The sequence below is a fragment of the Tautonia sp. JC769 genome (assembly GCF_040717455.1).
Lineage (GTDB): Bacteria > Planctomycetota > Planctomycetia > Isosphaerales > Isosphaeraceae > Tautonia.
In genome coordinates this window covers 49,430-74,362 of sequence record NZ_JBFEFH010000012.1, presented here as the reverse complement: position 1 = coordinate 74,362, position 24,933 = coordinate 49,430, and the positions used below count along the sequence as shown (strand labels likewise).

Genomic DNA, 24,933 nt, shown 5'->3' with positions numbered 1-24,933 from the left:
AACCGAGCGTTCCCCCAATCGGAACGGGGCTACCCCCCCTGCCCCGGGAAATTCCCGGGCTCAGGGCCCTGGTCCGACCTCCAAGGGGTCGAGGGGCGGGCTCCGAAGGCTGACCGGCGTGGCTTGCTGGTCCTACCCGATTGTGCTCGCGGTCGTCTGGGCCGTGCAGGCGATTCTCGGAGACCGCTGGTGGCCGGGGACGATCCTGCTCTACGGCCCGCGCTGGTTCTGGGGACTGCCCTTGGCGGGCTTGCTCCCCGTGGCCCTGCTCCTGAACCGGCCGGCGATCCGCCCCCTGCTCTTCGGCACGATTCTGCTGCTCGGCCCGGTGATGGGGTTCGTCGTCCCCTGGCGATCCTGGATCGCTCCTGCACCCCGAGGGCCGGTCCTTCGGGTCTTGACCTGCAACACCCAGGGTCTGGAACTCGACGCCGACGCGCTCGGTGATCTGATCGATCAACTCCAGCCCGACGTGGTGGCGCTGCAGGAATGGTCGGACCTGAACCGGGAACAGGTCTTCCGTGACGACGATTGGCACTACCGAACCGATCGCCCCGGACTCGGGCTGGCCAGCCGCGTGCCGATCCGATCGGCCGAACCACTGACCAGCTCCCAACTCGCGGGCCGCGGCTTCCTCGTCTGGTTCGAGCTGGACGCCTCGGACGGGCCGATTCACCTGGTCAATCTGCATCTCGAAACCCCCCGAGGCGGTCTGGAAGCCGTCCGCTACGAGGGGATCGACGGCGTGCCCGCCTTTCGGGAAAATATCGATATCCGCTGGCGTGTTTCGGAGGCGGCCCGCGAGCTGATCCGCGACCGAGGAGGCGTGGATGTCATCGCCGGCGACTTCAACCTCACCGCGGACAGCCCGATCTTCCGCCGCTTCTGGGCCGTCGAGCAGAACGCCTTTGGGACGGTGGGCCGCGGCTTCGGCGCTACGAAGTACACCCGATGGTTCGGCGCCCGGATCGACCACGTCCTGTCCGGCCCCACCTGGGCCCCGGCTCGCGTTTGGGTCGGTCCGGATGTGGGGTCGGACCACCGTCCCTTGATCGTCGACCTGGTTCGGGTCGGTCCCGCGGAAGCCCCATGAGCTGTCCGCGGCGGTGGTTCAGCGGAGGTTTTCCGGCGTCGAGACCATCCAGTCGACGGTCCTGCGGAGGCCTTCCTCGAAGTCGACGATGGGGGCGTAGCCGAGCCCCTCGCGGATGGCGGTCAGGTCGGCTTGCGAGTCGCGGACGTCACCTTCACGGGGGGGGGAGAACTCGGGCTCGATGGCGGTGTCGAGGACTTTGTTGAGGTGATCGACGAGTTCGCGCAGGCTGATGCGTCGGCCGGTGCCGACGTTGTAGACGGCGCCGCCGAGCGGACGCTCGGATCGCAGGGCGAGCAGGTTGGCGTGCACGGCGTTGGCGACGAAGGTGAAGTCGCGGGTCTGATGGCCGTCGCCGTAGATCGTGGGTGCCCGGCCTTCGGCCAGGGCCCGGGAGAAGAGGGAAATGACGCCGCTGTAGGGGCTCGACGGGTCCTGCCGGGGGCCGAAGACGTTGAAGTAGCGGAGGCTGACCGCGTCGAGCCCCATCGTCTTCGCGTAGACGCTTATGTAATGCTCGCCGGCGAGCTTGCCGGCGGCGTAGGGGCTCAGGGGGCGGGGGAACATCCCTTCGTGCTTCGGCAGCGTCTCGGTGTCGCCGTAGGCGCTGCTGGAGGCGGCGAAGACGACGCGGCGGACGGTGCCGGACTGCCGCGAGGCCTCCAGCACGTTCAGGGTCGCCGTCGGGCCGCTCGCATGCGAGGCCAGCGGTTCCCGGACCGATCGGGGGACGCTCGGGATCGCGGCCTGATGCAGGACCGCGTCGGCCCCTTCGACGGCTCGCCGGCAGACATCGAAATCGGACACATCACCCTCGAGCCACTCGAAGCGGCCCTCCATCGGGGCGAGGTTCGTGCGGTGGCCGGTGACGAGATTGTCGACGACTCGCACCCGGTCGCCGGCCTCCAGCAAGGCCTCGACCAGATGTGAGCCGATGAACCCGGCTCCCCCGGTGACCACGATCAGATTTCCCGAGGGCTTCAGTATCGCCATGGCACTCTGTCTCGATTCATTCATGGGGACGGCACGCAAACACGAACGTCCGCCCAGCACTACGCGGGCGGCACACAATTATGGGGCGCGGTCGAACCGATCGCACCCCCCTGCCCTTGGTGATTTCTGACCCCGGTTGCCACGGGTTGCGGACGCACGACCAAGAGGGGGATCGACCGGACCGACGCCTCAGGAGAGGTCGTCTCGGAGTTCTGCGTGGTGGCCCTGCGGAGGGGGCTCAGGAGGGCCAATCCTTTGGGGCAGCTCGCGGGCACGAGCTGCCCCAAAGGATTGCGGGCGACCGTTGGTGGTTCCTTCCCCATGATCAGGGTAACGGAACAGCCTCGATCACCGGGTGATCACCCCTGTCGGCTCGGATCCGGTCGGACCTTCCCACCCGAGCCGTCGGAGGCGGAGACCGACCGCGTCATCACCCGGGAATCACCCGGGATCGGGTGTCGCGGTTCGTGTGCCAAAACGACGCGTGATCACCCGGTGATCGGCCCGGCCGAGTGAGGGGCGGGGGGATGGCCCTCCCGCGTGATCACCGGGTGATCTCCCCGGTCGCGAGATGCGTTTCGACTTGCCTTTCGCCCGGCCACAGAGGGTGTGATCACCCGGTGATCACGCCCCGATCCCTCGTGCCCCGGGCGAGCAATCCCTCGTTGGTCGGACCTCCTGGGAATACGCGGGTGATCGCCGGGGACCAGGAGAAGAATCCGCGCCGGACGGTGTTCAGAACGCCCGGCGATTGGCCTTGAGGCAGGGAGATGATCACCCGGTGATCAGGCCACCCATCGTTCTTCGGAATCTCGCCGGACGGGCGGGATGATCACCGGGTGATTGGAGGGCCGAGGGGGCCGATCGGCGGGGGAGAGGCCCGGAGGATCGGCGGGCGGGCAGGATGTTGCCGGCGGACAAGTCGGGGTGATCACCCGGTGATCAGGGTCGCTCGAGGTGGCGATCCGGCCATGCCCCGATCACCGGACGGGCGGGGTGATCACCCGGTGATCGGCCGAAGGGTTTGGTCCATGCGAACGGCCTCGCCGGCCGAATAATCGCTGGGGGAGGGATGAGCCGGCAGATAGGCCATCGTCGAGCGAGACGCCTCGGTGATCAGGGGCGATCGGGGCACGATTCGGCCCGCGAAGGGGGGGCCGACCACCGGAGCGGCGACGGGGTGGTCACCGGGTGATCACCCCCTGAGTAAGCCTCGGAGAGACGTCGAACGCGAGGCGAAGGCCCCAGTCGGGAGACATGGGGATCGAGCGTCAGAAAGGAGGCGCAGCGGCCAGTCATTCGGCGGGGTGATCACCGGGTGATCAGGGCAGAGCCGGACTTCGTTCGAGTGAGCGAGCAGGGGGGAGAGCGGCGGTCGGCGAGGCGGTCCGGGACGGGGTGATCACCGGGTGATCACCCCTCGGGAGAAGGGGTTCATGAGTGGCGCGGCGACGGTCGATACCAACTCCGGGAACCCGAGCAAGGGAAAGGAGCGCATGATGGCCGTTGTGGCGATGGTGAACCAGAAGGGGGGCGTGGGCAAGTCGAGCACGACGATGCACCTGGGAGGGGCCCTGGCCAGGCGAGGGCTCCGGGTCCTGGTGGTCGACAACGACGCCCAGGCGAGCCTGACCAAGGGCCTGCTCGGCGACGAGCCGGCGAGGGCCCTCGACCCGGTCACGACGGTCTACGCCCTGTATGCCGGCATCCCGACGCCGGAAGACCTGCTCGTCCGGGAGACCGACTTCGACGGCCTGGCCCTGCTGGCCGGGTCGCCGGCGTCGATCAGCTTCAACGTGCCCGACCCGCACCTGATCGACCCCCGCGAGCAGGCGGTCCTGCGCGACGCCCTGCGGCCGATCGCCGGGCGGTTCGACGTCACCCTCATCGACTGCTGCCCGAACCTCCAGCGGGCGACCTGGTCGGCCTTGCTCGCGGCCGATGCGGCCCTGATCCCGACCATGCCCGAGCTGTTCGGGGCGCAGGGGCTGGCCGAGGTCCGCGACTGGGTCGCCCTGGTCGAACAGACCTGGGGCCGGTCGCTCCCGATCGCCGGGGTCCTGGTCACGATGTTCAACGGACGTCGGGCGATGCACCGGACCTTCGCCGAACTGCTGGCCGACGGCTGCCCCGAGCTGTTCGAGGCGACCGTGCCCGAGTCGGCCGACTTCCCGGAGGCGATCGCCGCCGGCAAGCCGATCCACTACCACAAGGCCCGCGGGGCGGCGGCCAGGGCCATCGACGCCGTGGCCGAGGAATTGCTCGCCCGGCTGGTCGGGCTGGGGCTCGGTGCGGACGGGTCGGACGACTCGTCGAGGGAGGCGGCCTGATGAGCAGCGAGCCGACGAAGGCCGACAAGGCCAAGGAGAAGACCCTGGCGAAGTACGGGGCGTCGATGAAGTCGAGCCTCGGCTTCAACCGGACCCCCGGCACCCCGGCCGGCATGGCCCCGCCGAGCGGGGCCGTCGGCGCCCGGATGACCGGGGTGATCAACGACCGGGAGGCCGCGGTCATCGGGGTCGATCGGATCGTCTCCGATCCCGACCAGCCGCGCCGCGAGTTCGACGACGAGGCGCTCGACCGGCTGGCTTCCTCCCTCAAAGGTCGGGGCCAGCTCCAGAACGTGGTCGTCTACTGGTCCGAGGAGCTCGGGTCGTATGTCCTCGTCTCCGGCGAGCGCCGATGGCGGGCCGCCCGGCGGGCGGGCCTGACGACCCTCCGCTGCAAGATCCTCGACCGCAAGCCGGACGACTCGGATCGCCTGTCGATCCAGCTGGTCGAGAATTGCGTGCGGGAGGACCTGCGGCCGGTCGAGCAGGCGGCCGCCTTCCGGGCCCTGATGGAGGCGAACGGCTGGAGCACCCGGCAGCTCGCCGAGGCCCTGGACATGGCCCAGGCGAAGGTCGTCTACGCCCTCGGCCTGCTCGACCTGCCGGGCGACCTCCGCGACCGGGTCGACCACGGTGACCTTGCCCCCCGGACCGCCTACGAGATCGGCCGCCTCGACCGCCCCGAGGACCAGCGGGCCCTGGCCGACCGGGTCGCCTCGGAAGGCCTCACCCGCGACGAGGTCGTCGCCGAGGTCCGCGCCGCCCGGGAGATCGCCGAGGAGGTTTCGGGAGACCGGACCTCCGGCGGCAAGGGCAGGACCGGGAGCAAGGGCAGGGGGGGGGCCTCTTCCGGCCCCAGGGGCAAGGCGGCGGCCCGACTGCCGACCGCGAAGGTCTTCCGCGTCCCCGGGGGAGGGAAGCTGACCCTCGAGAAGGCGCGCGGCCTCGACGCCGAGAGCTACCGCGCCGCGGCCCGGCTGCTGCTCGACCACGCCGATCGGCTCGATCCTCGTCCCGAGCAGGCCGATCCCGCGACCGGTCCGGAGTCTCGGCCGGGCCTCGCTCCCGAGTCGCATCCCGACGTGGCCGCCTGACGCCCGCCCGAAGGCCCCCTCGATGCCGAGGGGGCGAGCCGTCGAGGCCCTTCAGTCCACGAGCAGCACGGAGCCCGACCCCCAATCACCACCCGGGATTCGAGTCAAGGGATTCTGATGCGAATTGAATTCGATGGGTTTTGGGCCGGAAATCCGGGCGGATTCCCCCCGAAAGTGCACCAGGGGACCCCCGGTTCTGCTACACTCGATCGTCATGGGAACACACTGGAAGCGATGTGATTGGTGCGCGCCCGGAGGCCGGTTCTCCTCGGGGGGACGCGGCGGAATCGCGCGAGAAAGCTGCCGACGATGGACACTCCGACGATGGACACTCAACACCCGCGGCCGTGGCATCACCTGGCGGCCCATCAAGTCGTGACCCATTTGGAGAGCCATGACGATCGAGGCCTGGCGACCCCTGAAATTGCGCCTCGGCAGCAACGATATGGACGGAATCTCCTGACCCCGTCCCGGGGTCAGGGGCCATTGGTTCGGTTCCTCCTCCAGTTTCACCAGCCGTTGGTCTATATCCTGCTGGTCGCGACGATCGTCACCCTCGCGCTCGAGGAGTATGTCGAGGCCGCGGTCATCTTCGGCGTGGTCCTGATCAACGCCGTGGTCGGGTTCGTTCAGGAAGGCAAGGCCCTCAAGGCGATCGACGCCCTGGGCAAGACCCTGGTGGCCGAGGCCACGGTCATCCGGGATGGCCGCAGGGTGCGCATCGACTCCACCGAGATCGTCCCGGGGGACCTGGTCCTGCTGCAATCCGGCGACAAGGTCCCGGCCGATCTCAGGCTGCTCCATGCCCGGGATTTGCAGATCGCGGAGGCGGCATTCACCGGCGAGTCGGTCCCGGTTGAGAAGTCGACCGAGTCCTTGCCGGAGGACGTGCCCCTGAATGATCGCGCGAACATGGCCTACGCCTCGACCCTCGTGACCTTCGGCCAGGGGAGAGGGGTGGTGGTGGCCACGGGCGACCACACCGAGGTCGGCCGTATCTCGCAGTTGATGGCATCGGTCGAGGAGCTGCAGACTCCCCTGACGCGGCGGATCGCGCAGTTCAGCAAGCTCCTCGTGGTCATCATCCTGGTGTTGGCCGCGATCAACTTCGCCCTCGGCCTGTTGCGCGGCCAGGAGCCGGTGTACTTGTTCATGGCGTCCGTGGCGCTGGCCGTCGCGGCGATCCCCGAAGGACTCCCCGCGGCCGTCACGATCATCCTCGCGATCGGGGTGGGCCGGATGGCCCGGCGACGGGCGATTATCCGCAAGCTCCCGGCGGTCGAAACGCTGGGGAGTACGACGGTGATCTGCTCGGACAAGACCGGGACGTTGACCCAGAATCAGATGACCGTCACCTCGATCGTGGCCGCCTCGGAGCACTTCCCGGTGTCGGGCGTCGGCTATGCCCCCGAAGGGGAGATCCATGCGGCCGTCGAGACGCAGGCTGGCGAGCAGGCTTCTCCTGATTCGCCGAGCGGCATGCAACCGTCGGTCAATGACCTGCACCGCCGCGTCGCCTTGCTCGAATGCGTGCGGGCCGGGGCCCTCTGCAACGACTCGCAACTGGTGCGCACGGAGCTCGGCTGGGACATCCAGGGGGACCCGACCGAGGGGGCCTTGCTGGTCGTCGCCGCCAAGGCCGGGCTGAATCCGGAGGTCCTGCACAAGGAGCATCCCCGCGTCGATTCCATCCCCTTCGAATCCGAGCACCAGTACATGGCCACCCTGCACGAGCAAGGGCTCGGACGGCCTCGGGTGGTCTACGTCAAGGGTTCGGTCGAGGCGGTTCTCCAGCGGTGCGACTCGGTGCTGGATTCGGGCGCCCGCCGCCAGGCGATCGACCCGGGAGCGATCCAGGCTCGGGTGACCGAACTGGCCGCCCGCGGGCTCCGCGTCCTGGCCTTCGCCCGCAAGGAGGTGGACGCGGAGACTTCGAGCATCGAGCACGACGACCTCCGATCGGGTCTCACATTCCTCGGCCTGCAGGCGATGATCGACCCGCCCCGGCCGGAAGCCCTGGAGGCGATCCGGATCTGCCAGGGGGCGGGGGTCCGGGTCAAGATGATCACGGGAGACCACGCCCTGACCGCCTCGGCCATCGCCGGCCAGCTCGGGCTGGAGCAGGGGGCCTCGTCCTCGACCGGAGCGATCGACCGTCCCAGGGCGATCACCGGCCAGGAACTCCTCCGGTACTCCGATGAGGAGCTGATCGACGCGGCCGACGAGACGGCCGTCTTCGCCCGGGTCGCCCCGGAGCAGAAACTTCGACTCGTCCGGGCGCTCCGATCCCGCGGCCATGTCGTGGCCATGACCGGCGACGGCGTGAATGACGCCCCCGCCCTGAAGCAGGCCGACATCGGCGTGGCCATGGGCAAGGCGGGCACCGACGTCGCCCGAGAATCGTCGGACATGATCCTGACGGACGACAACTTCGCGTCGATCGAGGCGGCCGTCGAGGAAGGTCGGGGCGTCTTCGACAACCTGACCAAGTTCATCGTCTGGACGTTGCCGACGAACGGCGGCGAGGGCCTGGTGGTCATGGCGGCCGTCCTGCTCAGCACCCAGTTGCCCATCTCCCCCGTGCAGATCCTCTGGGTCAATATGACCACCGCCATCATGCTGGGGATGATGCTCGCCTTCGAGCCGAAGGAGCGCGGGATCATGGACCGCCCTCCCCGCGACCCGAAAAGCTCGATCCTCAACACCAACCTGCTGAAACGGATCGCCTTCGTCAGCCTCCTGCTCCTGATCGGCGCCTTCGGCCTGTTCGAGTGGATGATCCGGTACCGGGGGGCCTCCCTGGCCGAGGCCCAGACGGTCACGGCGAGCGTCTTCGTGATCGGAGAGCTGTTCTATCTGTTCAACTGCCGCTCTTTGACCCGGTCGATGTTCCGGATCGGCGTCTTCTCCAACAAGGCGGCCCTTGGCGGGGCACTCGGGATGCTTCTCCTGCAGATCCTGTTCGCCCACGCCCCCCCCATGAATCGACTGTTCGGCACCGCGCCGCTTCCCTGGGATGTCTGGCTGTTGATTGCCGCCTGCGGCGTCGTGCTGTATACCGTCGTCGAGATCGAGAAGTCGCTCGTCGGTTACACCTTGCAAGGTGATTCGTTCCAGAAGGATGCGCGTCGTCATCCCTCGTGATCGACCACGACCGGTTCGCCGACGAGGGCGGGGGTCCCGCCCGTGACGCGGAGTGACGCTCGAAGGCAGCCGGGCGAGGGCCTCCCCCGTTGTCGGACCTCCCGGCCCCGTCGTAACCACCCCTGGCCACTGCCGCGTGATCTCGGGCCCTTTCCCTGACGTTGGAGACGACATGCTGACGCGACGAACCTTCCTGAGTGCGGTCAGTGCGGGGTCGATGCTCGGGGCAGGCGCGGGCCGGGTCGGGGCGCAGCAAGCGGCCGACGCCCCTGATCGGAAGCGGATGGCGGTGGTCACGACCGAGTGGCGCTATCATTCGCATGCCTGGCACATGGCCGAGCGGTTCCTCCACGGCTATCCGATCGCCGGCCGATGGCACCGCCCCCCCATCGACGTCGTATCGGTGTATGTCGATCAGTTTCCGGAAAACGACCTCAGCCGCCAGCGTTCCGAGGAATTCGGGTTCCCGATCTTCCCGACCATCGCCGAGGCCCTGCGGGTCGGGGGGGACGAACTGGCCGTCGATGCCGTCCTGATCATCGGCGAGCACGGCAATTACCACCGGAACGAGTACGGCCAGACCCAGTACCCGCGCTACGAGTTCTTCAAGGCGGTCACCGATGTCTTCCGACAGGATGGCCGCCCGGTGCCGGTCTTCAACGACAAGCACCTCTCGTGGCGCTGGGACTGGGCCCGGGAGATGGTGGACATCTCCCGGGAGCTGGACTTCCCCTTCCTCGCCGGCTCGTCCTTGCCGGTGACCTGGCGGATGCCCTCGATCGACCTCCCTTACGGCGCCGAGGTCGAGGAGATGCTCTGCGTCGCGATGGGCGGGGTGGACAGTTACGACTTCCACGCCCTGGAGACCATCCAGTGCATGGCCGAACGCCGCCGCGGCGGCGAGACCGGCGTGGCCGCCGTGCAGGGCCTGCGCGGCGAGGCCGTCTGGGATGCCATGCACGGCGGCGACTGGGCCTCGGGAGGCTGGGACCCTCGATTGTTCGAAGCCTGCCTCTCGCGCAGCCACACCCTGGCCCAGCCCGACACCTTCAGCCACCGCTACCCCACCCCCGAGCAAATCCAGGCCTGGGTCAAGGATCCCGTCGCCTACCGGATCGAGTACCGCGACGGCACCCGCGCCACCATGCTCCTGATGAACGGCCTGGTCGGCGACTTCACCTTCGCCGCCCGCCTCAAGGGTCAGCCCGATCCCCTCTCGACCCTCTTCCACCTGCCGCCAAACCCCAACGTCGTCTACTCTGCCGCCCTCATGTCCCAGGCCGAGGAGACCTTCCTGACCGGCCAGACCCCGTATCCGATCGAGCGGACCCTGCTGACCACCGGCCTGGTCGAGTCCTGCGTCCGGTCCCTCGGCGAAGGAAGCCAGCGTGCCGAGACGCCGCACCTTGATGTTTCGTATCAGGTTTCCCCGGCGTCGACCTTCGCCCAATCGTGAGGTTTTTTCGGGGCAAAGAGGAAGGGATTGCCACGCAAAGCATCCCCTACATCCCGAGTCGTCCTGTTGGCTGGAAGACGGTCTCCCGGGAGGCGGCAGTCGCAACTATGGAATATGTTGTAGTGGGTGTGGTTGTGAGAGAAGAATTGGTCAAAACGATCGGCGAACTTGATTCTGTGGATGATTTGGGCGTCCAGGCCCTCGGTCAGGGTGGGGTAGATCTCTGGGTGTTCCCCCAAAGCGAAGTTCGCAAGCTTGTAGGCGTGCCTGAATTCGAAGGGTGGGTTTCGAACGATGAGCTGCTGAGGTCTCGGCGATTTCGCTCGACTCGAGACCAGCACGCATTTCTCGCGACTCGGATCTTGGTCCGATCGGTCCTGTCTCGTTACGAGGCCATTGCCCCCGCTCACTGGCGATTTGCGACCGGACGTTACGGCAAGCCCAGAATCGCGGATCCGCCCGTCGTTCCTCCGCTGTACTTCAACCTTTCGAGGACGAGCGGGATGATTGTTTGTGCGGTGAGCCGCACGTGCGAGTTGCTCGGGGTCGATGTCGAGCGATGGGATCAGGGAGCCGAGAATCTCGTGATCGCGGATCGGTACTTCGCCCCTTCCGAGCTCGCCGCGCTGAGGTCGCTCCCCGACCAGGACCAGGCGGCCCGCTTCATGATGCTTTGGACCTTGAAGGAGAGTTATCTCAAGGCCATGGGGGTGGGGCTGACTCGGCCCCTCCAGACCTTTGCAATCACGATCGAGGGCAACCCCGGGGCCGATGATCCGATCCGGATTCGTTTCGAGCCTGGGTTTGAAGATGATCCGGCGGCATGGCGGTTCGCCCTGGTCGGAGTGGCTCCGGAGCATCTTGTGGCGCTCGCCGTGGCGACCGGAGGCGAACCCTTCCGGTTGCGCGCAAAAATGCTGACATCTCGAGATCTGGAAATCATCTAGAAAGTTGCTTGCCGTTGGCTGTGTTTTCTGAAGGATTCTCTGAGGGCTGCGGCCAGGAACGCCAGATGAGGTGGCAGGAGCATCGTGAGGTGGTTTCCTGGGCATTCAATCACCTCAACGCCCCCGTTCGCGATGGCTCCCCACCCATTGGTCGTATCCTCGTGGGAGAAGCGGGCCTTCCGGGGTTGGGTCGCTGCGCGGAACAGGACAATGCGGCCGGGGTAGGGCTCGAGACCCCGGAGGTAAGTCTCGATCGAATTCCAGAGGATCTCGTCACGAGGCTCAGGGGACAGGGGGGTGGTTTTGAGGCCGGTCCCGGGGCGTAGCCTGCTCCGGAGCTTCTCGGAGAAATACCTGAACCGATCTGCCGCGCAGCGATCACGCAGGTCATTCAGGTGGGCTCCGATCCACTCCCGCCGACTTCGACGCCTGGGATAATTCGGCCCAAACACGTCGATCAGTGCGAGCATGCCGATGGAATCTCCCCCCGCGATGAGGCGTCGAGCCACCTCCAGAGCCAACAGACCTCCCAGGGAGTATCCGCCCAGATAGTAGGGCCCCTCGGGGAGGGCGGTTTTCAGGTCGTCGAGGAACTGCTCGGCGATCGGAGGGATCAGCTCGGCAAAGGTCTGTCCCGACGGCACCTGGCCCAGGGACACGCTGAAGAAGGGGGTGTCCGGGCCGAGGAGACGCGCGAGCGATGCCAGTGAGAGGCCGTGCCCGAGGAGCATGCCGTCTCGGCCGAAGCCTCCCGGGAAGCAGACGAAGGGGGGAAGCTGGGCTCCGTCGACGGGCGTGATCGCGACAAGCCGCGAGGGGGAGCAGGCGGGGATCGTCTTCCGGAGGGTTGCGGCCAACCGACGAACTGTTGACCGAGCGAGGAGGTGTGTCAGGGGAGGGCGGACTCCGAACTCGTCCTCGATCCGGGCGAACAGCCGAGTGGCGAGCAGGGAATGGCCGCCGAGGTCGAAGAAGTCGTCGTCAGGCCCGATGGCACGATTGGGGAGGACCTCCTGCCAGAGACGGAGGAGGGTTTGCTCGTCCTCCGTGAGCGATTCGGGCGGCGCTCCCGTGGGTTCGGGATCGGCCAGCTTCCGATCGGCCAGTGAGCGGCGATCGATCTTGCCGCTGGAAGTCATCGGCAATGCGTCGACGGAGACGACGAGCGATGGCACGAGGAATTCGGGCAGCTCGTCCCGCAGCGCTGAACGCAGACGATCGGCAGGCAGGTCCGAGCCGTCAAGCACCACGAAGGCGACCAGGCGAATCCCCCCCGAACCGTCGGCTTGAGGGACGACCGCCGCGTCGAGCACGCCCGGGTGGCGTCGCAACGCGGCCTCGATCTCCCCAGGTTCGACACGGAAGCCCCGCAGCTTGATCTGGTTGTCGAGTCGGCCGAGGAAGACGAGTGTCCCGTCCGGGAGGCGGCGAACGCGATCCCCCGTGCGATAGAGTCGGGCTTCGGAACCGTCTCCGAACGGGTTGGGGACGAACCGACGGGCCGTCAATCCCGGCGCGTGATGGTAGCCGATCGCGAGCCCGTCGCCCCCGAGCCAGAGTTCCCCCGGCAGACCGACGGGGAGCGGGCGTTGATGCTCGTCGAGCACGTACGCCCTCGTATTCGCGATCGGTCGGCCGATGGGTACGGAGTGGATCCCTTCGGCCACCTCGTCCGGCAGCACCTGGTGCCAGGTGGCAAAGGTGGTTGATTCCGTTGGTCCGTAGACATTGAGCAGGCGGCAGGGCGACAGGGACGACTGGAGGACCGCCCGAGCCGCGGCGGGATCGAGCTCCTCCCCGCCGACGAGGAGATGGCGAAGCGACCCGAAGGTCGAGGGCTGACTCCGGGCGATCTGGTGGAACAACGCCGTGGTCAGGAAGAGGGTCGTGATCCGCCTCGAGACCAGGAGGTTGCGGAGTGCCTCCGGGTCGACGAGCGCCTCTCGAGCGATGACCACGAGGGTTCCGCCGTTGAGCAGGGCCCCCCAGACTTCGAAGGTCGAGGCATCGAAGGCCAGGGTCGAGGCCAATGCCACGCGATCCGAGGCGTCGAGTGCTGCATAGTCGGTCCCGACGACCAGGCGGACGACGGCACGGTGTGGGACGAGCACGCCCTTGGGGAGTCCGGTCGAACCGGAGGTGTAGATGAGGTACGCAGGGGAGCTGGCGTCGACAGGTTGATCAAATTCTTCCACAGACTCGAGCCCGTGGGAGGCACTACCCAGTTCGATCACAGTCCCCGTGAACGTCCGGGGAACGCGATCGGTTTCACCCTGGCGCACGATGACCGCGGAGGCAGCACAATCGCGGAACACATAATCCAGACGCCTCGCCGGGGTGTCGGGAGCCACCGGGACGTAGGTGGCCCCCGTTTTGAGCACGGCGAGCAGGGCGATCACCGCGTCGGCCGACCGATCGATCAAGAGACCAACCTTGTCCCCGACGGCCACACCGGCATCCCGAAGTCGGGTGGCCAGTCGGTCGGCGTGACGACGCAGTTCTCGGTAGGAGAGGATGCGGCCGCCATCCTCGATCGCGGGCCAGTCCGGGCTGGCTGTGGCCCGCTCGTGGAAGAGCTCGACGAGCGATCGTTCTCGGGGGTAATGCGTCGACGTCTCATTCCAGGAGGCCAGTTGCCGGCGCTCCGGGTCGGTCAGGAACGAGCACTCGGAAAGCGGACGGTCCGGGTGTGCGGCCGCGTCACGGAGGAGGATCTGGAAGTGGTCAACAAGCCGGGAAGCAGTTTTGACGTCGAAGATCTCCGCATTATACCCGAGCTGGCCCCGGATCGTGCCGCCGTGTACGGTCATCATCAAGGTGAGATCGAATTTCGCGACATCGAGCTCAAATTCGACCGTCGAAGCGTGAAGCGTCCCCCAGCCGAGGGCTGGACGGGGATAATCCTGCACGGTGAAGACGGCCTGGATCAGCGGGTGCTGGCCTGGATCACGACGTGGGTTTAACGATTCAACGATGCGTTCGAACGGGATGTCCTGGTGCGCCATCGCCTCCAGGGTGGTTTCCCGGGCTGCTCGGACCAGCTCGCGGAACGTCGGATTCCCAGGAAGATTGACCCGCAGGACGAGCAGGTTGACGAAACACCCCACGACCTCGTCGAGATCAGGGTGTGGCCGACCGGCTCCCGGAGAGCCGATTGCGAGATCGGTCTGGCCGCTATAGCGGCGCAGGAGTGCGGCGAAGGCGCCCAGGAGGACCATGAACAGCGAGGCCCCTTCCGAGCGGGCGAGGTTCGTCAGTCCTTGGGCAACCGCTCCGGGGACCTCGATGGGGATGTGGCCCCCTTTCATTGAAGGCACGGATGGCCGTGGTCGATCGGTCGGCAATTCCAGGACGGTCGGAAGCTCCTCGAGTTGGCCAATCCAGGAGGCTATTCGGTCGCGAAAGGACTCCCCCGCGAGCCGACCGGCTTGCCAGGCCGCGAAGTCGCCGAACGTCACGGCGATCTCGGGCAAGGATGCGAATTGTCCCGAGGTATGGCCGTGATAGAAGGCCGCGATGTCCCGCCAAATCAATCCAAGGGACCAGCCGTCACAGGCGATATGATGCACGGTCAATTGCAGGACGTGGTCTTCCTGGCCGACTCGAAAAAGCCTCGCACGGAACAAAGGGCCGACACTCAAGTCAAAGGGTCTCTCGCCCTCAGCGTGCAGCCCCTTCGTGAGGACTGACATGCGCTCGTGGTCGGGGACCGAAGACAGGTCCTCGATCGGCAAGGGCCAGGAGGGCTGATCGTCAGGCAGCACCACGGGAATCGGGTTCGTGTCCGAATCGGGCCTGAAGACCGTCCGAAGCGTCTCGTGGCGACGCACGACCTCCCCCAGGGACCGGCTCAAGGCGGGCCCGTCGAGGGGACCAGCGAGCCGTTCGGCCGAGCTGAGATTATAAACCGGGAGACCAGGCGAGATTTGGTCGAGAAACCAGAGACGCCATTGCGAAGGCGAGACGGGTGTCGGAGATCCCTCGACTCGTCGAATCGGGCCGGCCGTCGTAACCGACTCTCCCAGGCTTTTGGATTCCCTCAACGCAACGGCGACACGACGAGCCAGGGCTGCGAGCGTCGGGTTCTCGAACAGGGCCCGGATCGGCAACTCGACGCCGAAGATGAGACGAATGCGGGCCATGACCCGAGCGGCAGCCAGGGAGTGGCCTCCCCTCTCGAAGAAATCGTCCCCGAGGCCGATCGGATCGACACCCAGGATTTCGGACCAGCAATCGGCCAATGCGGTTTCGACGGGATCGCGAGGCGGGGGGGACTCGGTGGCCGCTCCGAACGAGCCTCGTTCCACCGACGGCAATGCCTTGCGGTTCAGCTTCCCGCTGGTCGTCAACGGAAGGGCTTCGAGGGGCACGTAGGCGGAGGGGATCGCCGCCTCGGGGAGTTCCTCGGAAACGAAGCGGCGGAGAACCGCTGCAGACGGGGGGAGCGTTCCGGCCGGAGCAACGATGTAGGCCGCGAGCCAGGAACCGGCGACCGAATCCTCGCAGGCCACGACCGCCGCGTCCGACACGTCCGGATGGCGACGCAGCGCGGCCTCAACTTCACCGGGCTCAATTCGAACGCCTCGGATCTTCATTTGATGGTCGAGACGACCCAGGTACTCGATCGACCCATCCGGTAACCAGCGGGCCCGGTCGCCCGTGCGATAGAGCCGCGCGTTGCCCGCCGGCTCGAAGGGATCGACGAGGAATCGTTCGGCGGTCAGCTCAGGACGATTGAGGTATCCCCGGGCAACGCAGAGTCCCCCCAGGAACAACTCCCCCGGGACGCCAATCGGTTGAGGTTGACCGTGCTCGTCGAGGATGTACGTCCGAGCGTTGGCGATGGGTCGGCCAATCGGAACGGGGCCCGGGCGGTCACCAGGCTGGCAACGGTGGTAGGTGACTTCCACCGCGGCTTCGGTCGGTCCGTAGAGATTGTGCAGCTCAACACCCGGGCCAAGTCGCTCGAAGAACCGATCGCGGAGGTCAGCAGTGAGGGCTTCGCCGCTCGAAAAGACGTGGCGGAGCGTCGAGAGACACCCTGGGGCGACGGGGTCGTCCAGGAATGGGCCCAGCATGGAGGGCACGAAGTGGCAGTGCGTCACCCGGGCTCGCGTGATGAGTCGAGCGATATATGATGGATCTCGATGTCCGTCCGGCCGAGCGAGGACCAGACAGGCGCCGGTCATCAATGGCCAGAAGAATTCCCAGACGGAGACGTCGAATGTGTAAGGCGTCTTTTGCAGGACCCGGTCTCCCGGGCCGATGGGGAACGTGAGCTGTCCCCAGAGCAGCCGGTTGCAGATGGCCCGGTGCTCGTTGATCACACCCTTGGGAAGGCCGGTCGAGCCCGAGGTGTAAATCAGATACGCCGCATGACTCGGGGCGTTGACCGGCTCGGGGTTCTCGTCCGATCCCGGTGGAGAGAGATCAGGAGTCCTCAACTCCACAAGCGGAGCGGGTTGCCCCAGGGCCATCAAGGTTTCCACGAAGGAGGGTTGCGTGACGACGGCCCTCGGCCGAGCATCCTCCAGCAACCCTTTGAGGTAGGACGCGGGGGCGGACGGGTCGATCGGAAGATAGGCCGCTCCCGCCTTGAGGACACCGAGCAAGGCGATCACCAGCTCGGGCGACCGTTCCGCGACCACCGCGACCACCGCTTCCGCGCCGACGCCCAGCGATCGAAGGTGGTGCGCCAGGCGATTCGCCCGTTGGTTCAACTCGCCGAAGGTGAGTTCGGAGGCGATTACCCCGCCGTCGTCGTCCACATCAGGGAATCGCACCGCCACCCGGGTCGGGGTCCGTTGGACCTGTTCCTCGATCAGGCGGTGGAGGGTGGTTTCGATCGGGAGGTCGAGCTGCGTGGCGTTCCAATCATGCACAACACGATCGAATTCGGATTTGCTCAAAATTGAGAGGCGGTCGATGGCCTGATCGGGATCGGCCACGGCGCCATCGAGTATGATCTGGAGACGACCAAGAATGCGCTCCGCGGTTTCGGGATCGAACAGCTCGGTGTCGTACTCGAGGACCCCCAACAGAGTGTCACCATCGCCGGCCAGCGTCAGACTCAGTTCGAGCCCGTTCGGACTCGGTTGAATCTCGCGTTGAATGAGGGAGAATCCCGACCAGGACGGCCCAAGATCGACCCGCGGTTCGACCGCAAATTGAACCGTAACGGGGGAATCATGGGCCGGCGATCGGACGGGCCGAATCGTCTCGACGAGGACCTCCGGGGGAAGAAGGTGATGGGACCGCGCCTCGTGAATCCAGGCGTGGTTCCTGGACACGAGTTCCCGAAATGTCGGCCTGCCCGAGAGGTCGGCATGGAGGGGGAGCACGTCGGTAAATGGGCCGACCGCCTCCCCCAGGTCGGGATGATTACGCCCATCGACGGGGTAGCCGACAATCAGATCCACGGTCCCCGCCATCCGAGCCAGGAGGATCTCAAAACCCGCCAGGATCACCGTGGCGATCGGAACTCCTTCCGCATCGCCTAGCGCCCGCAGGTGATCGAGCCTTGGTCCATCGAGCGGCCACGAGAGCCGAGCCGTGGACGTTCCCGGATCGGCCTGCCGGGGCCGGTCGAACGGCAGCTCGAGCGGCCCCGGCGCATTCGCCAGGCGGTCTGTCCAATACTCGAGGGATTGCCGCCGCGCCTCATCCTGGGCGGGAGACCGCTGCCAGGCGGCATAGTCGCGGTATTGCCGGGGTAGCGAGGTGAAGCCGCAGACAGCTTGGGAGTCGTCGAGGGCTCGATAACTCGTCCCAAGGTCCCGCAAGATGATGGCTTCAGAGGGGGGATCCGCAGCGATTCGGTGGAAGGACAGGACGAGGAGGTGGTCCTCGTCGGAGACGCGGATGAGCGTCGCCCGGATGGGCAAATCCGCCTCCAGATCGAACGGCTGGCGCGCCTGTTCCATGAGCAGGCGATCAGACTCGGCGCACGCGTCGGGCCAACCGCCCTGATCATGGACGATGAGCGAGGGGCAGTCATCGACGTCAACCACGACGGTACTGGGGGCTCCCTCCGCGATTTCGATCCGTGACCGGAGCACCTCGTGACGTCGAAGCAATTCGAGCCAGGCATTCCGAAGTCGGTCCGCATCGAGCGGCCCGGAGATCCGGATCGCTCGCGTCTTCTGGAAGGTGGTTGGTGGGATCGAGAGTTGCCCAAGGAGCCAGAGGCGCTCCTGGACGAACGAAAGCGGGGCGCGCTCGGGCCGCTCGGGTGAATGTGTCACGACCGCTCGGGTCCTCGGATGCGGTGGTGCGATCGGCTGCCCAAGCCGCAATGGGTGGATTTCCGCCTGAGAGCAGGTTGCCTGGTTCTCGTTCGTCTTCATGATCCTCAGCACTCAGAACAGACGGCAGATGTCACGCTCTTGCTAATCACACGAACCGGGATCGTCCAGCTTCATCAGGGAACGGTCGTTCGCTTCGACCGCCGCCAAATCGAACTGACTGTCTGCGTGAAGCTTTCGCGTTGGAGCGCGAAAACTCTCGATGCCTCCCCTTGTGATGCGGCGATACGAATCAAAGGGCTGCGGAGCGGATCCTTCGGCCAATTCGTCACAAGTGAATCAAAGACAGGCGGTTGCAAAGAGTGCTTGGACCAATTGTCGCATCGCGTGAGAACCGGGATCGGGTATTCTGGGTTTCAGGGAAGACGAGGATGACTGGTCAAACGTGACACTCGTCTCGCCCGAATGAGGCGGACCTCTCTGGGCATCCAACCTGCTGGCGTTCATGCTGAGGCGATCAGAGGGAATTCGAGGGAGATTGGATCGTGGCGAGACGCGATGTGGGGGGGCATACCAAGAGGTCGCGGAGGACCCGGCCGTGGACATTGGTGAGACGGCGCTGGATGCCGTTGTGGTAGTAGGTCAGGCGTTCGTGGTCGAGGCCGAGCAGGTGCAGGACGGTGGCGTGGAAGTCGTTCCAGTGGACGGGGGACTCGACGGCCTTCCAGCCGAGTTCGTCGGTTGAACCGTGGGCGATGCCGGGCTTCAGGCCGGCACCGGCGAGCCAGACGGAGAAGCCGTGCGGGTTGTGATCGCGGCCGGTGCCGACCACGTCGGCGGCCGACTGGGTGAAAGGGGTGCGGCCGAACTCGGTCGTGAACAGGACGATCGTGTCGTCGAGCAAGCCGCGGCGGCGGAGGTCGCGGAGCAAGCCGGCGACGGGGCGGTCGATCCGCGCGGCTTCCTGCCCGTGGTTCTGGCGGACGTCTTCGTGACCGTCCCAGTTGCGTCGGGGGCTGCCGAAGGTGCCTCCGGAGAAGAGCTGGACGAACCGGACGCCACGTTCGAGGAGCCGTCGGGCGAGCAGGCAGGAGCGGCCGAACGCGGCCGATTCGGGGCGGTCGACGCCGTACAGGGCCAGGGTCTCGGGGCGTTCGGAGGCGAGATCGGCGACCTCGGGGACGGCGGTTTGCATGCGGGCGGCCAGCTCATAGGCCCGGATCCGGGCGGCAAACGCGTCGTCTCCGGGCCGGGAAGCGAGGTGGTCGCGGTTCATGGCCCCGATCAGCGATCGGGAGGCAGTCTCGGCGTCGGGATCCACGGGGCGATCGGGAAAAAGGTCCTCGATCGGTGCGCCTTCGGGGCGGATCATCACCCCCTGGTGCTGGGCCGGCAGGAAGCCGTTGGACCAGTGGATCGCGCCCCCGGCCGGCAGTTCCCGGGCGTCGGGGATGACGACGAACGCGGGCAGGTCGTCGGCCTCGGACCCGAGCCCGTAGGAGAGCCACGAGCCGAGCGCGGGGAAGCCATTGAGCCGGAAGCCGCTGTTCTCCTGGAACATGGCGGGGGTGTGGTTCGAGGTCTCGGCATACATCGACCGGATGATGGTCAGTTCATCCGCCAGCTCGGCGAGTTCGGGGAAGAGATCGGAGATCATCAAGCCGCTCTGGCCACGCGGTCGGAACGCCCAGTCGGGCGCCCTCAGGCGTCCGACCTGCCCGAAGAACACGTCGGGTCGCTCCTCGGTCTTGAGCGACTGGCCATGCGCGCGGATCAAGTCCGGCTTGGGATCGAATGAGTCGACATGACTCATCGCCCCGCAGAGGCAGATGTGGATGGCCCGGGTGGCTCGGGGGGAGAAGTGCGGGGGGATCGCACCGGAGGCGCCGGAATGTCCCGGTCCTCCTGCCTGGAGCGCCCCGTCGCGAAGCATGAGCGAGGCCGAGGCCGCGGAGGCCAGGCCATTGCGTGCCCAGCTCAGGAAATCGCGACGGTCCATCATGGCCACCCCGGCGATCCGCCGATTAATCGATGAAGAGGAATTCGTTGCAATTGAACAGGGCCCGGCAGACGGTGGCGAGGCCGTGGATTTCGGCGACCTGGACCGCTCGCGATCGCTCGGGATCGGAGGGCGATCGGCCGAGAGCGAGCCGGTAAGCCAGGTCGATCCGGGCACCGGGGCCCGGGCCTGCCTCGGACTCCAGGCGGTCGGCGAAGCGATCGGACAGCTCCAGGACCATCGCATTGTTCAGCATCGCCAGGGCCTGGAGCGGCGTGTTGGTCACGGTGCGGACCGGTGCGGTCGTCGAGGGGTCGGGGCAGTCGAGGGCGTCGAGAAAGCCGCTGCGCCCCCCGCGAGCCCAGGTGCGGAACAGGGTCCGACGGCGCGATCCCGGCCCGGTCGGATCGGTCGGGAGGTAATGCGTGGTAATCGTCCCTTCGGCCCGGACGATCTCGAAATCGCGGTATCCCGGGCCGCCGACCGCCGGATCGAGCACCCCGGAGACGGCGAGCATCGCGTCGCGGACCATCTCGGCGTCCAGCCGCTTCGGCGGGTTGCGCCAGAGGAAGCGATTGTCGGCGTCGATCCGGGCCGATTCGGGGTCGAATCGCGACGAATGTCGGTAGGCCGAGGAGGTGAGGATGCGGCGGTGCAGGTGCTTGAGGCTCCAGCCGTGATCGATCAGGTCGCTCGCGAGCCAGTCGAGCACGTCGGGATGCGAGGGGGTGCCCCCGTTGAACCCGAAATCGCTCGGGGTCGCGACCAACCCGATGCCGAAATACGATTGCCAGACGCGGTTGACGATCACCCGAGCAAACAGGGGGTTCTCCGGGTGGCTGATCCATTGGGCCAGGCGGCTCCTGCGTTCGGAATCGGGAGCCTCGGGATCGAGCCCGAACGCCCCCGGGATCGCGACGATCGCCGAGAGGCCGCCGGGGGCGACGACCCCGGCCGGGTTCGCGGGATCGCCCCGGATCAGGAGATGAGAGGCCCCCGGCTCTCGGGGAGTGACGGCGTAGGCCTTGCGAGGTCTGGCCAGGCGATCCTGGAGGCGGTCCCGCTCGGCGAGGAGACGCTCGCGGTCACGGCGGAGATCGGCTGGCAGGCCCTCGGCGATCGCCCGCGGGTCGATCGGGGCTCCGTGCTGGAAGGAGGCGGCGACTTCCCCTGGGGTCAGGGCCCGATCATAGACCGCGGCGCGGGCGATCTGGCCGGCGAGCATCCGATTCCCCCCCGGCTCGCCGTGCCGGATTCCGAAAACCACCTGGGCCTTGCCGGCCTCGAACGTCTTCAAGCCGGGAGAGCGATAGGGGGAGCCATACGGTTGGCCGTCGCGATAGGCAGCGACCGTGCCGTCGGCCTCGTAGACGAGGGCGAGGTGAACGGAGCGGCGATCGGCCTCGACCTCGGGAGGCCCCTCGAGCGATTTCGTCCGGGAGAAGCCGTCGCTGCCGGCCATCCAGTGCCCCGCCTCCTGCTCGCCGAAGACGATGGCATCGAACGTCTGGCCGTCGAGTGTCTGCACGCTCAACACCCCGCCGCCGCGTTGCGAGAGGTCGTCGAGCCGGACCCAGGCTTCCAGCGTCCTGGCGCCGAGATCCCGCGTCAATGGCGCCGAGGCGAGGAACCCCGAGGAGCCATCGACGACCAGGCCCTCGGCGTCGAGGCGTGCACCCCCTCGAAGCGTACCGGGCAGACCTCCCTGGAGGTCGGTCGGGCCGCGATCGAACTCCCATCGAAGCATGGGGGTGGGACTCGCATCGAGGGATTCCTGAGCGAATCGCGTCCGCAACCGGTCCCGCACGGGCTGTTCGAGGGCGCGGAGGCGATCGGAAAGCTCCGCGAATCGGCGGCGGGCGGCCAGGGTTTCCGGGTCGATCGCCGAGAGGTCGCGGACCCCGTGACGGACCCCGTCCAGCGCCGAGGCCATCCGGTAGTAATCGGCCTGGGGGATGGGGTCGAACTTGTGGTCATGGCATCGTGCGCAGTGGACCGTGAGGCCGAGGAAGGTCTGCGAGACGGTGCTGACCAGGTCTTCCAGCTCGTCCTGACGCACCACCTTCCGCATGGCGGCGCTCTGTTGCCCCTGGCCGACGGAGTCGTAGGAACCGGCGACCAGGAAGCCGGTCGCCTCGACCGCGCCCGGGTCGTGCGGGTGAAGCACGTCGCCGGCGATCTGGAGGCGGGCAAACGTGTCATAAGGCATGTCGGAGTTGAGCGACTGCACGACCCAGTCGCGATAGCGCCAGGAGTCGGGGCGGAATTCGTCGTGTTCGAAGCCGTTGCTCTCGCCGAAGCGAGCCAGGTCGAGCCATGCCCGGGCCCATCGGACCCCATACTGCGGTGACGCAAGCAGCCGATCGACCAGCCGCTCGTAGGCGTCTGGCCGGTCGTCGGCCACGAACGCCTCGACCGCCTCCGGGTCGGGAGGGAGGCCGGTCAGGTCGAAGGTCACGCGACGAATCAGCGTGCGACGATCGGCCTCGGGGAGCGGTCCGAGCCCCTCCCGGCCGAGGCGATCGAGAATCACCCCATCGATCGGGCTGTCCCCCTGGCCGGGGGGCAACACCGCGAGGCCCGGCCGCCGGAGCGGAGCGAACGACCACCAGTCGCGCCCGGCCCTGCGATCGGTCGAGGCGGCGAACGGGTCGATCGGGTCCGATCCCCACGGGGCTCCGCGTTCGATCCAGTCGCGAAGCCGCTGGGCCTCATCCTCCGGCAGGGGGTCGTCCGGCGGCATGAGACCGTCCTCGACCGCGATCCAGAGGAGGCTCTCGTCGAGGTCGCCCGGCGTGATCGCCGGACCACTATGGCCCCCCTTGAGCACCCCGGCCTGGCGCGACAGGTCGAGCCCGCCCTTCGGTTCCGGCCCGGAATGGCAGTCGAGGCATCGAGCGGCCAGGATCGGCGCCACCGATCGATCGAACTCGGTCTCCGGCGGGGGATCCGACTGGCCTGTGGCGACCGGGCCGTACGCCAGGGCCGCCGCGACGATCAGAGCAAGGCGCATCCCGCACACTCCCGCGGCTTCGAAGGTCAAGATCGACCCACCCGACCCGGACTTCCATCGAACACGATTGCTCATGTCCGATCGTTCCCGACCCATCGCGGTCCGTCAAGCCTTTGGCGTGGCCGATCCGGGGTCCAAGAATCGCGAGCGGGTCGAATCACCTCAAGGATGTCAGCGGCCACCGGGTCTGGAAGGAGTCTCGGAACGGCTCAAAGGCAGGGGTGCAGGCCATTCACGCGGCCCCTCCGGACGCATGGCATGCCGGAAGGCATTGGGCAGACACCGGGACGCGATCCGGTAGAATAGAGGTTGGGAGGGTTTCCATCATGCCGCTGCGCGACCATTTCCGTCCGCCGATGGATCAGCTCATGTCGTGGGACGGGGTCCACGGTCAATGGCCCGCGATGATCGTCCTGGCGCTCTCGGCTCGATTGCCGAAAGGCTATCTGGCCGCGCCTCATATTCACCTCGGATCGGCGATCGAGGTGGACGTGGCGACCTTCGATCGACCTGAGGAACAGTCGGAGCCCTTCGCCGGATCGCACGAAGGGGGCGGGGCGGCCACAGCGACGATGACCGCGACCTGGGCGCCGCCGAGGCCGACCCTGGCGATCAGGGCCGACGTGCCGAAGGCGGACGAGTACGAGGTGCGGGTCTACGACACCAGGAGGGGGCGTCGGCTGGTGGCGGCGGTGGAGTTGGTCAGCCCTTCGAACGAGGACCGCCCCGAACACCGCCGGGCGTTCGTGACCAAGTGCGCCGCGATGCTCGCCGAGGGGGTCTGCGTGGCGATCGTCGACGTGGTCACGACCCGGGCGGTCAACCTGTACGGCGAGCTGCTGGCGATGATCGGCCATGCCGACCCGATGCTCGGCCACGATCCACCCGTGATCTCGGCCGCCTCATGCCGTTGGATGCAGCGCGGCGGCGCCCGAGTTCTTGAGTCGTGGGCCTACCCGCTGGAACTTGGCAAGGACTTGCCGATCCTGCCACTCTGGCTGACGCCCGATCTGGCCGTGCCGCTCGACCTGGAAGCCAGTTACGAAGGCACCTGTCGAGCCCTCCGCATCCCGTGACGGCCTCGGGGCCAGCCCCTTGGTGTGCTGGCTCGAGGCGATGAACCGGAGGGTGCATCGAGCAGGATGGAGCCTCGGAGAACCCCCGGATCAACCCAGAACGCAGATGCGGAACGTGCGACTCATGCGGGACTGTTCCTGGCGGGAGCATCCCCGGGGAGCTGAGGGCAAGGCCGTGAGGCTTACGCCTCTCGGGCCAGGCTGCGGCGAGCGAGATCGAAGGCGGTCGCAGGGTCGCCGAGGAGCAGGGAGGCCGCAGCGAGCATGCGGTGAGACTCGGCCGAGGGGCAGAGGGCGGCGCAGGAGCGGGCGGACTCAAGCGCGGCCCGGGCGTCTCCGAGACGGAGCGAGCGGAGGCAATCGCGGCGGAGGCGGTCGTAGGCCGAGGCGAATGCGCCGAGCAGGCGGAGGTCAGACCGGCATCGGCGGCAGGAGTCGGACCAGGGTTGCACCGCGCCGCAGGTCGGGCAGCGGACGGAAGCGGGGTCGGGTCGATCGGGTGCGTCCGGCATCGGTTCGGAGAGTCTCCGGGGGACCAGGGTCG

General features: G+C 67.2%; 12 protein-coding genes. 7 read left to right on the top strand and 5 right to left on the bottom strand.

Annotated elements, in window-relative coordinates; all coding sequences use genetic code 11:
* Positions 1-118: 118 nt before the first annotated feature.
* Positions 119-1,093 (top strand): endonuclease/exonuclease/phosphatase family protein, encoded by a 975-nt coding sequence (locus AB1L88_RS13765; protein ID WP_367097244.1) that lies wholly within the window; start codon positions 119-121, stop codon positions 1,091-1,093.
* Between the two features lie 18 nt (positions 1,094-1,111).
* Here the strand turns inward: AB1L88_RS13765 and AB1L88_RS13760 are convergent, their stop codons facing one another.
* Positions 1,112-2,086 carry an SDR family oxidoreductase gene (locus tag AB1L88_RS13760; protein WP_367097243.1) on the bottom strand — a complete coding sequence of 325 codons (975 nt, stop codon included), beginning with the start codon at positions 2,084-2,086 and terminating at the stop codon, positions 1,112-1,114.
* A gap of 1,436 nt (positions 2,087-3,522) precedes the next feature.
* Between AB1L88_RS13760 and AB1L88_RS13755 the strand changes: the two genes are divergently transcribed.
* The 5 genes from AB1L88_RS13755 (at position 3,523) to AB1L88_RS13735 (ending at position 11,057) form a co-directional block, all read left to right on the top strand.
* Positions 3,523-4,416: a ParA family protein gene (locus tag AB1L88_RS13755; protein ID WP_367097242.1), complete on the top strand. Its 894-nt coding sequence runs from the start codon at positions 3,523-3,525 to the stop codon at positions 4,414-4,416.
* A complete protein-coding gene (locus tag AB1L88_RS13750; RefSeq protein WP_367097241.1) occupies positions 4,416-5,510 on the top strand; it encodes a ParB/RepB/Spo0J family partition protein in 1,095 nt (364 codons plus the stop codon). The genes AB1L88_RS13755 and AB1L88_RS13750 overlap by 1 nt, the downstream gene beginning before the upstream one ends.
* A gap of 324 nt (positions 5,511-5,834) precedes the next feature.
* On the top strand, positions 5,835-8,654 hold the full coding sequence (locus tag AB1L88_RS13745) for a cation-transporting P-type ATPase (RefSeq protein WP_367097240.1): 2,820 nt from the start codon (positions 5,835-5,837) through the stop codon (positions 8,652-8,654).
* 172 nt (positions 8,655-8,826) lie between these two features.
* Positions 8,827-10,110, top strand: a complete 1,284-nt coding sequence (locus AB1L88_RS13740) for a hypothetical protein (RefSeq protein ID WP_367097239.1) — start codon at positions 8,827-8,829, stop codon at positions 10,108-10,110.
* A 122-nt stretch (positions 10,111-10,232) separates the two neighbouring features.
* Positions 10,233-11,057: a 4'-phosphopantetheinyl transferase superfamily protein gene (locus AB1L88_RS13735; RefSeq protein ID WP_367097238.1), complete on the top strand. Its 825-nt coding sequence runs from the start codon at positions 10,233-10,235 to the stop codon at positions 11,055-11,057.
* Here the strand turns inward: AB1L88_RS13735 and AB1L88_RS13730 are convergent.
* From AB1L88_RS13730 to AB1L88_RS13720, 3 genes are all read right to left on the bottom strand, one after another.
* Entirely contained in the window at positions 11,054-18,301 is a 7,248-nt protein-coding gene (locus AB1L88_RS13730; protein ID WP_367097237.1) for an amino acid adenylation domain-containing protein, read from the bottom strand. The two genes, AB1L88_RS13735 and AB1L88_RS13730, sit on opposite strands and share 4 nt — an antisense overlap.
* A 517-nt stretch (positions 18,302-18,818) precedes the next feature.
* Positions 18,819-20,300 (bottom strand): DUF1501 domain-containing protein, encoded by a 1,482-nt coding sequence (locus tag AB1L88_RS13725; protein WP_367097312.1) that lies wholly within the window; start codon positions 20,298-20,300, stop codon positions 18,819-18,821.
* A gap of 25 nt (positions 20,301-20,325) precedes the next feature.
* Positions 20,326-23,313, bottom strand: coding sequence for a DUF1553 domain-containing protein (locus AB1L88_RS13720; protein ID WP_367097236.1), 2,988 nt, complete (start codon positions 23,311-23,313; stop codon positions 20,326-20,328).
* A gap of 326 nt (positions 23,314-23,639) precedes the next feature.
* On the opposite strand from AB1L88_RS13720, the gene AB1L88_RS13715 reads away from it, so the two are divergent.
* Positions 23,640-24,389, top strand: a complete 750-nt coding sequence (locus AB1L88_RS13715; protein ID WP_367097235.1) for a DUF4058 family protein — start codon at positions 23,640-23,642, stop codon at positions 24,387-24,389.
* 182 nt (positions 24,390-24,571) lie between these two features.
* On the opposite strand, the gene AB1L88_RS13710 is transcribed toward AB1L88_RS13715, so the two are convergent.
* Positions 24,572-24,901 (bottom strand): hypothetical protein, encoded by a 330-nt coding sequence (locus tag AB1L88_RS13710; protein WP_367097234.1) that lies wholly within the window; start codon positions 24,899-24,901, stop codon positions 24,572-24,574.
* Between the last annotated feature and the right edge of the window lie 32 nt (positions 24,902-24,933).